This is a genomic window from Hydrogenophaga sp. PML113 (genome assembly GCF_001777155.1).
GTDB lineage: Bacteria > Pseudomonadota > Gammaproteobacteria > Burkholderiales > Burkholderiaceae_C > Hydrogenophaga > Hydrogenophaga borbori.
In genome coordinates this window covers 425,709-438,143 of the sequence record NZ_MIYM01000001.1, presented here as the reverse complement: position 1 = coordinate 438,143, position 12,435 = coordinate 425,709, and the positions used below count along the sequence as shown (strand labels likewise).

At 63.3% G+C, this 12,435-nt stretch carries 9 protein-coding genes and 1 tRNA gene; 1 reads left to right on the top strand and 9 read right to left on the bottom strand.

Annotated features, from left to right (window positions below; genetic code table 11):
- Window positions 1–28 precede the first annotated feature (28 nt).
- Window positions 29–2,293 (top strand): bifunctional (p)ppGpp synthetase/guanosine-3',5'-bis(diphosphate) 3'-pyrophosphohydrolase, encoded by a 2,265-nt coding sequence (locus BHU06_RS01990; protein WP_070397455.1) that lies wholly within the window; start codon window positions 29–31, stop codon window positions 2,291–2,293.
- Here BHU06_RS01990 and greB read toward each other — a convergent pair whose 3' ends face one another.
- From greB to pglZ, 9 genes are all read right to left on the bottom strand, one after another.
- Window positions 2,294–2,854, bottom strand: a complete 561-nt coding sequence (gene greB, locus BHU06_RS01985; RefSeq protein ID WP_070397454.1) for a transcription elongation factor GreB — start codon at window positions 2,852–2,854, stop codon at window positions 2,294–2,296.
- Between the two features lie 72 nt (window positions 2,855–2,926).
- Window positions 2,927–3,003, bottom strand: a tRNA-Arg gene (locus BHU06_RS01980).
- A gap of 391 nt (window positions 3,004–3,394) precedes the next feature.
- The gene (locus BHU06_RS01975) at window positions 3,395–3,802 is read right to left on the bottom strand and encodes a hypothetical protein (RefSeq protein WP_175442779.1); all 408 of its coding nucleotides are present in this window, start codon (window positions 3,800–3,802) and stop codon (window positions 3,395–3,397) included.
- A gap of 172 nt (window positions 3,803–3,974) precedes the next feature.
- Window positions 3,975–5,138, bottom strand: a complete 1,164-nt coding sequence (locus tag BHU06_RS01970) for an XRE family transcriptional regulator (protein WP_070397453.1) — start codon at window positions 5,136–5,138, stop codon at window positions 3,975–3,977.
- A 1-nt stretch (window position 5,139) separates the two neighbouring features.
- Complete coding sequence (locus BHU06_RS22330) at window positions 5,140–6,369, bottom strand: hypothetical protein (protein ID WP_139146919.1); 1,230 nt, start codon at window positions 6,367–6,369, stop codon at window positions 5,140–5,142.
- Between the two features lie 157 nt (window positions 6,370–6,526).
- Window positions 6,527–7,090 (bottom strand): hypothetical protein, encoded by a 564-nt coding sequence (locus tag BHU06_RS22325; protein ID WP_139146918.1) that lies wholly within the window; start codon window positions 7,088–7,090, stop codon window positions 6,527–6,529.
- Window positions 7,091–7,299: 209 nt separating this feature from the next.
- The gene (locus BHU06_RS01965) at window positions 7,300–7,824 is read right to left on the bottom strand and encodes a hypothetical protein (RefSeq protein ID WP_070397452.1); all 525 of its coding nucleotides are present in this window, start codon (window positions 7,822–7,824) and stop codon (window positions 7,300–7,302) included.
- 98 nt (window positions 7,825–7,922) lie between these two features.
- Window positions 7,923–9,968, bottom strand: coding sequence for a protease Lon-related BREX system protein BrxL (gene brxL / locus BHU06_RS01960; protein ID WP_083292830.1), 2,046 nt, complete (start codon window positions 9,966–9,968; stop codon window positions 7,923–7,925).
- A 107-nt stretch (window positions 9,969–10,075) separates the two neighbouring features.
- Complete coding sequence (gene pglZ / locus BHU06_RS01955; protein ID WP_070397450.1) at window positions 10,076–12,430, bottom strand: BREX-1 system phosphatase PglZ type B; 2,355 nt, start codon at window positions 12,428–12,430, stop codon at window positions 10,076–10,078.
- Window positions 12,431–12,435: the final 5 nt, after the last annotated feature.

The following is a 12,435-nucleotide window of genomic DNA, read 5'->3' as shown; positions in this document are numbered from 1 at the left end:
GCGTGCCGTCTGGCGCTACAGTTGCAGGATGACCCCTACCGTCGACGGTACCCTGGCGGTCAGCCCGCCTGATGCGGCCACAGCGGCCGCGAGCGCGGCTGCGGCCAGCTTCGCCGCGCTGCTGGGCAAGCTCGACTACCTGGGCCCCACGGACATCGAGCACATCCGGCAGGCCTACCGTTTCGCCGACGAAGCCCACCTGGGCCAGCTGCGCAAGAACGGCGATCCGTACATCACCCACCCCATCGCGGTGGCCTCGATGTGCGCGGAATGGAAACTCGACGCCCAGGCCCTGATGGCCGCGCTGATGCACGACGCCATCGAGGACTGCGGCGTGACCAAGCAGGAACTCGTCGAGCGCTTCGGTGCGCCAGTGGCCGAACTGGTCGACGGACTGACCAAGCTGGAGCGGCTGGAGTTCACCTCGCGCGAGCACAACCAGGCCGAGTCCTTCCGCAAGATGCTGCTGGCCATGGCCAAGGACGTGCGGGTCATCCTGATCAAGCTGGCCGACCGCACGCACAACATGCGGACGATGGCCGACATGCCGCGCAGCAAGTGGCAGCGCATCAGCTCGGAAACGCTGGAAATCTACGCCCCGATCGCCCACCGCCTGGGCCTGAATTTCACCTACCGCGAACTGCAGGATCTGGCCTTCCGGTTCCTGCACCCCTGGCGCTACGAGGTGCTGTCCAAGGCACTGAACCGGGCGCGCAGCCGCCGCCGCGACCTGATCGCCCGCGTGCAGCAGGAAGTGGAAGCCGCCTTCAAGCGGCAGCTGATGCCGGTGCGCATCATGGGTCGCGAGAAAACGCTGTACTCGGTCTACCGCAAGATGGACAGCAAGCACCTGTCCTTCGCCCAGGTGACCGACATCTACGGCTTTCGCATCGTGGTGCCCGAACTGACCGACTGCTACACCGCCCTGGGCGTGCTGCACCAGCTTTACAAGCCGCTGCCGGGCAAGTTCCGCGACTACGTCGCGATTCCCAAGGTCAATGGCTACCAGTCGCTGCACACCACGCTGGTGGGGCCTTTCGGGACCGCCATCGAGTTCCAGGTGCGCACGCATGGCATGGACGTGGTGGCCGAGTCGGGCGTGGCGGCGCACTGGCTCTACAAGGCCAACGAGCCCGGCAGCGACATGTCGCAGCGCCTGGGCACACAGTGGCTGCAGTCGCTGCTGGACATCCAGCAGGAAACGCACGACGCCAGCGAGTTCTGGGACCACATCAAGATCGACCTCTTCCCCGATGCGGTCTACGTGTTCACGCCCAAGAGCAAAATTCTTGCGCTGCCGCGCGGCGCGACGGTGGTCGACTTTGCGTACGCCATTCACAGCGACATCGGCCAACGCACGGTGGCCGCGCGCATCAACGGCGAGCAGCGGCCGCTGCGGTCCGAACTGGCCAATGGCGACGTGGTCGAAGTCATCACGGACGAGAAGGCGGAGCCCAATCCCACCTGGCTGTCCTTCGTCAAGACCGGCCGCGCGCGCTCCAAGATCCGCCACCACCTCAAGACCGTGGCGCAGGAGAAATCCCTTGAACTCGGCGAACGCATGCTCAGCCAGGCCCTGCGCTCCGAAGGCATCGCGCAATTGCCGGGCGAAGACGGTGAGCAGGCCCTGGTGTGGGAGAAGCTGCTGCGCTTCACCGGCAACAAGAGCCGGGCCGAATTGCTGTCCGACATCGGCATGGGCCGGCGCATCGCCAGCATGGTGGGCAAGAAGCTCGCGGTGCTGCTGTCCGAAACCGGACTCAAACCCGACGCGGTGCTGATCAGCACCGAGCGCTACGCCACTGCCGGCCATAACGATGGCGCCTTGCAGGGCGTGGTCACGCTGGACGGCAGCGAAGGCCTGTCCGTGCAGTACGCCCCTTGCTGCAAGCCCATCCCGGGCGATCGCATCGTGGGCTACCTGGGCCGGGGAGAAGGCCTGGTGGTGCATGCCGAGGACTGCCCCACCGCCCGCCGCCTGCGCGACCGCGACGCCGAACGCTTCCTCGAGGTGGAATGGGCCGATGAACCCGTACGCTCCTTCGACACCACCGTGATCGTCACCGTGGCCAATGGCAAAGGCGTGCTGGCGCGCGTGGCCTCAAGCATCGCCGCGGCCGAGGCCGACATCACCCACGTGGACATGGGCGACGAACCCGCGCAGACCGCCACGGACATCCGCTTCTCGGTGGCGGTGCGCGACCGCCAGCACCTGGCCGACGTGCTGCGCAGCCTCAAGCGCACGCCCTCGGTCATCAAGGCCCAGCGCTACAAGGCCGCGGCCAAGGCCTGATCAGGCGGCAGTGGGCGCCGGGTAGCTCACGTCCAGCACCTCGAGTTCCTGCACACCGCCCGGCACGGCGAGTTTGACCACGTCGCCGACGCGGGCCTTGAGCAGGGCGCGCGACACCGGCGCCACCCAGCTCACCTGCCCTAGCGTGCTGTCGGCCTCGTCGATGCCGATGATGGTGATGGTGGTCTCGCGCCCCGACCCGTCCGCGTAGGTGACGGTGGCGCCGAAGAACACCTGGTCGCTGCCGTGGTGCGCGGAGGGATCCACCACCTCGGCGATCTCCAGGCGCTTGGTGAGAAAGCGGATGCGCCGGTCGATCTCGCGCAGGCGCTTCTTGCCATACAGGTAGTCCCCGTTTTCCGAGCGGTCGCCGTTCTTGGCGGCCCAGTGCACGGCCTCGACCACCTTCGGCCGCTCCTCGTCCATGAGGCCCAGGAGCTCTCGGCGCAGGCGCTCGTAGCCCGTGCGCGTGAGGTAGTTCTTGCCGCCCGGTGTGGCCGGCGCGCCGACGCCATCGTCATCGTCGTCCGAATCGGATTCGCGGGTGAATGCCTTGCTCATGGTGACGGGTACGCGCGAAAGAGGCACCAGAAAGAGAAAAGCCCGCAGCTTGTGGCTGCGGGCTTTCAGTAGTGGCGCGGCTGGCAGGATTCGAACCCACGACCCCTTGGTTCGTAGCCAAGTACTCTATCCAACTGAGCTACAGCCGCGAAGCCTCGCAGTATAGCAGGCTTTTTTGGTAGGCCGTGAAGGGCTTGAACCTTCGACCAAAGGATTATGAGTCTGCTGGTCTTGACCCGCTCTGCTTCATTGTACGAGGAGAGAAGGCCGACCTCGGGCATGTAGCGGCCAGGGAATTGCTCACGAGTTGCTCACGCGTGAGCAGGGGTAGGCGTTTGTGTTGCGGTTGAGCCTCAAATCCGAGAATCTGACCACTACGCCTGCGGTCAGAAGCCGCGGCGCAACTGGAACCTGCAACCTCCGGGCACCGAATGCTTGGACACCTAGTCGTGTTCTCTTGCCTTGGCAGATTCGTGATATGTCTAGGCCGTTCTGGACATGAAGTGGGCCTTGCCCAGGACGACGTACCAATGCCATCAGTCAACGGAGGGCCCGCAAGGTGCTGATGAATGCAGAGGGGCTCGAATTCATGAGTTGCGCGAGTAGCGGCGCGTCCTCCCTCGGAACGCCCATACGCGAATGCAACCGAGCCAGAGCGACCAGCTCCGCCGCTTCGCGCTCAGTCCAGTTCTGGCGGTGCGCGCTGGTCAGGACCAGCCGCAAAGAGCTAACCGTTGCCAAGGCTGGCAGCATCTCCGCGACCCGCCTCCGCGCGCGCTTCTCGTCCACCACGATGCCTGCACCGCGTGAGGCAATCGCAATGGCTGCGCTCTCCCCGTCGCCGAGGCGAACACCGAGTGGTCCGTGGACCAGTTCAATGAACACTTCGTACTCGGCATCGGTCATTCGGACAGCCTCGAGCAGGCCATCACGGAAGAGCATGTCCATGCGCTCTTCCAGTTTGAAGCCTGGTATCGGGTGCCGCTTCACCTCATGGAGCGTCTTCTGCTCGATGAGGCAGCGCTGCCGAAGGCCTGCAAGGACCTCAACGGGTTGCCCAGTCCCCAAAAGGTTGATGACCACACTTGCGTCCAGCACTAGGGCGCCCGACGGGAGATGGTCACTCAGCAAGGTCAAGCACCACCTCCTGCGAATCGGCATCCCTGCCATTGAGCGCTCGCCGAACGTCGACAAGATTGAGTTCGAACATCGAAGCAATCTGCTGCTCCGATAGCAGCTCTCTCTCATAAGCAACGCTAGCCAAGAGCAGCGAACGCGGCGTGAAGGGTTGACCTTCTTCCGCCACGCTCATCTCCTCCGCAACCTTGCGGCGATGCTCGAGACCGATACCCTGCCCTCGCAGCCCTTCGTAGGTACCCTGCGGTAGCATGTCCAGAGCTTCCAGACGACGCGTCATCGCTTCGATGGATATACCGAAGAACACGGCAAGCATCAGCAACTGCCTGACTGAGAAAATGCCGAAGGTGTCCTTCAGTTCCTTCGCCTTCCGTCTGACAGTTGGCGCGGGCGCCAGGAACGCTATCCCGAACAAGTCGCAGAAGCGCTCCTCGCGTCCCTGATAGGTGTCTTTCTCGAAGTGAACGACTAGCCCCAGTTGCCGAATGAGCAGGTGTCCAACCTCATGCCCGCAAGTCACCCGCCGGCGGTATACGGGATGCCGCGAATTGAGCAGTACGAATGCTCCGCCACGTTGGTCAAACGCGACTCCGCCGGAAATCCTCGACGGCAGCGGTCGCTCATACACGCGCACACCCATCTCGAACTCAAGGAGTGCCGCCAAGTTCTGGATGGGTCCTAGTCCAATACCCAGGCGCGAGCGCAGATTCATTGCTGCGTCTTCGGCCTGTCTTTCCAACGACCCGGTCTTCGTGACCGTCACGGTCGGTAGGTCGACAATGGGAGCGGGCTGCTTCAGCAGCGATTCAAGCTGTAGCGTCGAGTTTGCCAGGCGGTTGAGCAACGTCGCGACTTGGGCCTCGTCATCGGAAAGTACAGAGCCAGCTGAACTCCGGAAGTCCACGCTAAGCTCAACGGGAGCAACGTCGTCGTTGACGAGCTCACTCTCGGGCATGCCATACAGCTCAGCGAAGGCGCGCAACTCGGCGTTCGACAGCGACCTCTTGCTGGCTTCGATTGCCACGAGCGTCGTTCGCGCGAGCCCCAGGCGTTCTGCCGCCACGCCTTGCGTCATGCGTAGCATCTCCCTTGCGCGCCGGAGCTTCGTGCCGAGCGAGTCTGCTCGACTTGCGTTCTCGGTTGCCATATCAAGTTCCAGCGAGGTCGGTGACCCACGATTTGGCGCCACATGACTTCAGGAATCGCTTCCACTCTCGCTGGTGCTGGGAAAGGAAGTGCATCATTTTTTCTCTCACTAGTGGTATTGGTTCATCGAGGCCACGAGACAACGCGACGACCTCTGACTCAACGCGCAACCGATGCGGCGCACTGGTCAGTTCGGCCAGTCTTTGCATAGCGCGAACGCTGTTCCTTGCTACGTCCAGGCTCGCTTGGAAGTTGCGCGGCATCTTGCCCCTGAAGGCTTCTTCAAGGGTGCGAGCGGTAAGGTCGACCGCCCGATATTCCGTGGTGTCATCCACCTCTGCCCAGATGAGCGAGGTCCTTCTCAAAAGGCAGTTCCCGCAGAGGCCGCAGTGCATGACCTTGCCGTCTTGACTCGAGTGCCGGGCGTCGTATGAGCATGAGCGATGCCGCTTCAACCAGTGAGTCGCCCCTTCCTCTCGCTCGGCCAGCGCAGACAGGACCTCACCCTTAGTTCGGAAGAGTGCCGGGTGGCTGAACTTCACTGGTTCGCCCGTCAGTGCTTGGAGAAGTCGCGAGAGCCTCGACGTGAAGCCCGGATGGCAACTTCTGTGTGGCGCCTCTGAACCGAGAGGGACCAGTGACCCGCCAAGGCTTCCCTGACCATTCTCCGGGATGACGACAGACGCAGGTTGAGCCATCGCTGCGCCATACCCTGCCAACAGGTCGAAGAGGAAGGGGCGCGAGCGATAAGTCAACTCCGCACGATGCGGGTCTACTGCGTAGCAGGCCACCTGCACCGATGGCAGGCTTTGGTCCTTCTTTACAGCTAACTTCTCCCAAGCAGTTGGCCTGTCCCTCGGTCGCACGTTGACCAGCACAAGCTCGGGCGGGTTTGCCTCGGCCAACAGCTCTGTTGCGATGGCGTAAGAGTCCAAGCCGTTGCTGAATGGCATGAAAACCCGAGCCTGATACGGAGATTCGACCAGAGGAATTTGGCTTGGGTCGGCCTTCACCCGCCGATGGGTAACAAATTTGAAACTCCATCGGTCGGCCGTTAGGTACCCTAACGCGCCGACGAGCGCCTCGCGCACCTCGGGTCTGCGCCAAAGACTCACATTCCTGACAGAGACCTTCACAGCAAGGTCCCGCCCCCACTCAACGCTGTGGCGGCGAACCGAACTGCGGTCGGCTGCTCTCACAGCACTGAGTAACGACGTCAGGTCGGCGAGCATCTCGTCGTCAGCTTTGAAGCAGTACCGCTCCAGATGACTTGCATCTATGCGCGAGGACGCCGACGTCTGAGAGCTGCGTGGTTTTCTGCGAGTGCCGTTGCAGGTTCCAACTGGGGCCATCGGGTCGACTGCGGGTGCGGTCGTCAATTGCATGTAATCACACCCCCTTCAAGGCCAATGGCATCTCGAGGCCATCCGAGACAGAGAGTTTGGGCCGGCGCTTCTTCGGCGGCGGGGGTGCACCCAAGTTGCATTGAGCGAGTGCTTGCGTCAGCACCACCCGCAGTGGACGCGCATGCTTTTCTCCACGCTGGTCGGCAACCCAGGCAACAGCACCTTCTATTCCGTCTTGGGCCGCAATCTCAAGCGTCGCCCGGACGACTGTATCCAGGGTACCGGGACCAGGGCCATTGATGGTGACCTCGGCCATAGCGATTTCGGACATGCGACGCGCCAACGGTGACGTGCAGCAGTCCTCCAGCGCGGCGAGCTTGGCTTGAATCTGCTCCACGCCAACGCCGAAGAGGTCCTGGTGTTCCGTCGAAAGAGCTGCCGCGAAAGCTACCCCCCACTGGCTAGCCAGTAGGTCTCTGGTCGGCTCCCAGACTGACCGGGCGAGTTCGTCCGAGAGGTCGCCCCCTAAACCAGGCGCGCAGGCCACACGCACAACGCGGCGCCATCGATGCGTCTGGGGCAGGCAATGGTGCAGGTCATCACGCACGTGGACTCTCCTGACAGTGTCCACAAAAGATAGTCGAAGTTTATGACAATGTCAAACGCCAGGATGCGCTTCAAATGACAATGTCAACCCTCGAGGTGCGCGAATGAAGCCCCTCGATTTCCTGAGCCAGTCAGAAGTCCACTACTCGACCTGGGGGAGCCGGCAAATGTGGGTGAACTCCAAGCAGGTCTCGTTCAGACCGGAACCGTCTACTTGCGGGCCGACTGCTTGGCCTTCTTGGTGGCGGCTGCAGCCTCTGCGGCCGCTAGAGCAAGCTTCTCGGCCTTGCGCTCTTCGCGCCGTTGACGTGCGAGCTCCTTCTTCTCGAGTTCGTGACGCGCATCGCTTTCAGCACGCTGCTTTGCCGCCTTGTCGCGCTCCGCTTGCCGCTTCTTCCCCGTGGGGTCTTTACGCTCAGTGGCTCGGATGTCTTTCAACATCTGTGCCAATTCGAGCTTCGCCTCGATGAAATTTCTGTCCTCGGACTTGGCCATGGAATGCAGACGATAGGACTCTTTGGGTCTTTCTTCCTTTTCGAGAAGCAACCAGCACATGTCGCTCTCCTTGGCAGCCTCCGCCACTTGGATGAGCTTGCTTAGCAAGCGCCACGCGTGTTCCCGTGCAGCTTTGGTCAGTATGGTCTGCCTCTCAAGAGGGACATCAGCGATGGCAGCGTAGTGAGCGATGTGCTGGCTGTACTCCACCAGGACGGCGGCTGCTTCTTTGTTGACCATTGGCTCTCCATTCAATACAGAAACTCTCTGTATCGGCAAAGAGCTGATGAATCTTGAACTCTGATACTCACGGAATTGACAGCCTTGAGGCTGCCCCATCAATCAGCGAGAGCCTTCAGCAGCGCATCGCGGCCATCTTGGTAGAACTCAATGTCCAGCTTGGTCGCCATCTCGTCTGAAAGGTCAAAGAGCTGACGACGGCAGGAGACAGGCAATAGCAGAGACTTGGCGCCCTTTTCGATTGCGAGCTCGGCCAGTGTCACCGCGTTGTGAACCGGTTCGATGGTTCCACCTAACGTCACCTCCCCCACGAGCACCAGCCCACCGCGCACCGATTTCTTCAGCAACGCGCTGGATAACGCGATTAGCGCCCCGACGCCGGTCTTGGCACCGGCCTTGGCCGCATCGAATCCGCGCAGCTGGACTGAAAACTCATGCGACCGCGGGTCACGGTCACCCACCAGTTGCTGGGCCCGGGCATACAGGTTCTGCTCCGCACAGCGGATGGACTCCTTGAACGCGGCCGGCACCGGGTTGTTCAGCACCCGAACTCCGCTCCCAGGCCCCTCATTGACCTCGAGCCGGAAGAGGCCCGGGTGCTCCTCGTCACCGCCGGGGCTCAGCACCCAGACCTGGCCGCACTCAAGTGGCTCGTCACCAATACCACCCTGACTCTGCAGCTCCGGCGTGCTAACGAACTTCTCGACGCCCTCGGCGCCCAAGGTGTAGCTGAAGTGGGTGTTGCGAAACTCGGCCGCACCGATGCGCTTCTGCTGTTCCTTGACCCGGCGGCGCACTTCCAGCGCCAGGCGCACGGCCCACTCAAGGTCTTCTTCGCTGACCGCCATATCCGAGCCGGGATACATCAGCTTCAGCAGCCCGCTCACAGTCTTGTTGACGCCGTTGAGGTCTCGGCCAGAAAGCGCGCCGCCCCAGCGCACACGACCTTGCAGCGTCGAGACCCGGCTCTGGTTGCGCAGCTGAGTGAAGCACTCCGACAGGAAGTCGCTCACCAGGCCGAAGTGCGCTGTGAACAGCGTGGGATTCAGCTTCGGCACATCCCAGCCTGGCAGGAAGCAGTGGATACGGTCCATGAACGCGGTGTCGTCGCGCATCTCGGGCGGCAGCGGCCCGAAGAGGTGACCGATGCGCTGCTGGTGCTCCACGTCGACGTCGAAGTTACCCACGAGCACGATGGAGCCGTCGGCCCGGATGCTTTCCTTGCCCCGGGAGAACTCGCCGCTCTCCATGTAGCCCTTCATGATGTTGACGCCGTCCTTCTGGTCGAAGGAAACGCCGGACACCTCGTCGAAACACACCACGTCGTACTGGCAGACCAAACCACGTTGGCCGCTGGCGTTGTTGACGAACATGCGCGCCACGGTTGCCTTGCCACCGGAGATGAGGTGGGCGTAGGGCGACACCTGTTGGAAAAGGTGGGACTTGCCCGTGCCCCGCGGGCCGAGCTCCACCAGGTTGTAGTTGCGCTCCACGAATGGAACCATGCGCAGCAGCAGCGCGTCCTTGGCGCGCTCCGATAGGGTCTCGGGCTCGAAGCCGACGCTGCGCAGCAGCAAGTCGCGCCACTCGGCGGTGGAGAACTGCTCCCGCCCCTTGGCCAGAACGTCCAGCGTCTCGCGCTTTGAAAGCTGAATGGCCCTCAGCGCTTCGACACCGAAGGGCCGTCCGCCCTTCTCTTGTGCGATGGATGCGTCGTAGCCCAGGGTCACCTCGGCATAGAAGCCGCCGGTGAGCATGCGCTCGTTCTCCTTGACCATCTCGGGCGTGAGCCGAACGTCCGTGAGGCGCAGGCTGGGCAAGGTGGCGATGTAGGAGTCGGTCTTGGAGTCCAACCGGGCCGTGACGATATCGATAATCTTCACGGAGCCGGCCTCGCGTGCACGGGCCTTGAAGAGCTCCTCCTCACCGGCTTTGACCGTCCGCGACGCTAACTGCCGCTGGACGATATCCAAGCCCTCCTGGATTTCCGCTTCGTCGGTGGTGGCGCAGTAGCGGCCCAGCAGGAACTCGACCACGTACGTCGGCACCGGAAACTGGCGGCTGAACGTCCGCACCAGGTCCTTGCGTACCACGTAGCCTTCGAAGGCAGCGGTCGCCTTCCTGTCCAAGTCGTCGAGTTGCATCGTCAATCACCCATCTGCGACCTGTCTGGAGCCGGTCGCCCGCCTTGTTGTTCTCTATCTCTGTGCCAGGTAACGAGGTAACAGCTCCGTCCCTGGCTCGGCTTCATTCAGCCACCCACTGTCGTCGCCTGCTTCTGCAGCACCTGGCCATCGGCACCGAGGATGACGACAACGGCCGCCGCGCCCAGGTTGTCGTCGTCGTCCACCGCCACGCTGGCCTTGCCGGCCTCCAGCGGCTTCACGCTCGCCACCAGGCTCGACGTTGCCAGGGCGGGCTTCGTCCGCACGTCCACCATCAGGCCGGCCGACGAGCTGTCCACCTCGACCACACAGCGCAGGCCCTTCCAGGTCACCGCCCTAATGATGACCTGGGCGGCTACCGCTGGCGCAGCCACCACCAGGTCCAGCACGGGCACCAGGCACTCTTGCAGGCTCAGGCCACCGTGCGCGTAGTCGGCCCCAGCAATGAAAGACGACACGCCTGGCGCATACGCAACTTGGACATCTTTACACCAATCCCAACCGAAGGTCAGCGGGGCGCCGTGTGCCGTGTCTTTGAGAACAGCGCAGCGCCCCCAGCGGGTCTCGGCCTGGTGTTTGGGCAGTTCCGTCTTAGGCAAGCCACCTGGAACCAGCAGCCAGCCGTGGTCGGTGACGATGCGCACTCGGCGCCACCCCGCATCGCGCAGTTCCTGCACCCGTTCGACCACCGCAGCCAGCTGGGCATCGACGTCACGTGCGAGACGAACGCCGTGCTCGTGGCCGTAGTGGTCCAGGTCGCCCGACTCCGTCCAGGCGCGTCCGCTCGGGTCACCTGTCTCATGCTTGTCCAGTGGCTGCACGCCGTTGTCGGTCAGCAGCTTCCTGAAGTTGTGGCCAGAGAGCGGTTTGCCGTCTGCGGCCACGCGGGGCTCGAACTCCACGTCTTCTGCCGTGCCGGACACCAGCCCCGCTACTGGCGAGCACCAGGCCTTGCCGGATGCCGTGACCGACGGCATGCTGGTCCAACGGGCTGCCAACGTCGTGGTGCCCAGCCCATCCAGCTTGGCACGCAACCGCTGGGCGACGTCGTACCGCAGGCCGTCCACGAACACCGTGCAGGTGCCCGAATCAGCTGCTGCGTCCGATGTCGCCTGCAGCGCTGGCATACCTCCCACCTTCTTCACGGCGTCCTGCAGTCGCTTGGCCGCTTCTTCCAGCCAGGGCAGGTAGACGGCGCGCACTGCGGTGCCCACGGCGTCGGTGTCTGCCTTGGTTTGCACAGCGCCCATGGCCTGCGTCGCCGCCTCGTCCACACGCCACCCGGACTGCTGGTAACTCGCAGCCAGCTCCGAAGGCGTAGCGCCGATGGGCGCCGCTGCGCTCAGCTCAGCCAAGCGGGCTAGGTGCTCCAGCGCTTGGGCCAAGGGCGACTGCCCCATGCGGGACCATAACCAACCCCGGCGCGCGCCGTGCTCCTTCTCAGCGGTAGCAATCGCGATGCGCGCCTGGGTGGCATCCATGGCTGCACAGTCAGACAGCGCGTTGCGCAGACTGGCCTCACCATGCTCATTGGCCAGCGGGTAGCCGGCCAAAGGTCCATGGGGGTCCATGTCCGGGAATAGCCCCAACGGCGGTGGCTGCACGGTGCGGAGCAGCGTCAGCACCTCTGGAAAGCTCGTGTACGAGTCCCGATAGAGCTCAGCCACGGCCGCCCACTTACCCTCGCGCCGAGCCAGCTTCTCAGCGGCAACAAGGGCGCCGTCACTGACTGGGTCGAAGCCGAAGTCGGACTTGGACCGCCTGGAAAACACGTCCCAGCGCACACCGGCCCAGTCCTTCTGTGTGGCCTGGGGAGCGTTCATCCACACGAGCAGGTCTCGGGTCGGGTTCGGCGCCAACAGGCTCAGCAGCCACTCGGCGTTGATTTGCCGGCCCTTCAGTTCGTCCAGCGGCCTGTCGAGCAACGCGCCCGCCGATAGCACCTGGGCCAAGGCCTCCTGCGTAGCCTTGTCCTGGGCCACATCTAGCCCAAGGCCACCGCTCTTCGAAGACAGGAACGCGCTGACCGTCCAGTCCTTGGTGTTGACCTGGCTCCAGAACACGCCCCGGTACTGCAGCTCGGCCAGCGGCTGCAGGTCCCGTGGGCAGCTCTCGATGGCCCGCAACTCGGCGCGGCTCACTCCGGGCAGGTAGACAACTGGCACGCCCTGGAACTGCACCTCCGGCAATACACCGGCAATCGCGCACTTGAGCCAGACAGCTGGGCCGCTTCGCGACGCGGGGTCGAAGGCGCCGAGTTCAAGCAGACCGGGTAGTAGCTGCTTCAGGTTGGGAAGGGCAGTCTCCCACTGGCGCTCTTTGTCTGGCCATAGAACTGCTGCAGCAGGCGCAGCGGTATGGGCATTTCCCTTGGCAGACCCAGCCAAAGCTGCCACCACGAGCCCTGCGATGCTGTCCGCGTAGTTGTCTGTTTTTTTCATAGAGG

Excerpts from the sequence above, each read along its gene's own strand:
- BHU06_RS01990 (WP_070397455.1), top strand. The coding sequence starts at position 29 with ATGACCCCTACCGTCGACGGTACCCTGGCGGTCAGCCCGCCTGATGCG.
- greB (WP_070397454.1), bottom strand. The coding sequence starts at position 2,854 with ATGAGCAAGGCATTCACCCGCGAATCCGATTCGGACGACGATGACGAT.
- BHU06_RS01975 (WP_175442779.1), bottom strand. The coding sequence starts at position 3,802 with ATGGACATGCTCTTCCGTGATGGCCTGCTCGAGGCTGTCCGAATGACC.
- BHU06_RS01970 (WP_070397453.1), bottom strand. The coding sequence starts at position 5,138 with ATGGCAACCGAGAACGCAAGTCGAGCAGACTCGCTCGGCACGAAGCTC.
- BHU06_RS22330 (WP_139146919.1), bottom strand. The coding sequence starts at position 6,369 with ATGCTCGCCGACCTGACGTCGTTACTCAGTGCTGTGAGAGCAGCCGAC.
- BHU06_RS01965 (WP_070397452.1), bottom strand. The coding sequence starts at position 7,824 with ATGGTCAACAAAGAAGCAGCCGCCGTCCTGGTGGAGTACAGCCAGCAC.
- brxL (WP_083292830.1), bottom strand. The coding sequence starts at position 9,968 with ATGCAACTCGACGACTTGGACAGGAAGGCGACCGCTGCCTTCGAAGGC.
- pglZ (WP_070397450.1), bottom strand. The coding sequence starts at position 12,430 with ATGAAAAAAACAGACAACTACGCGGACAGCATCGCAGGGCTCGTGGTG.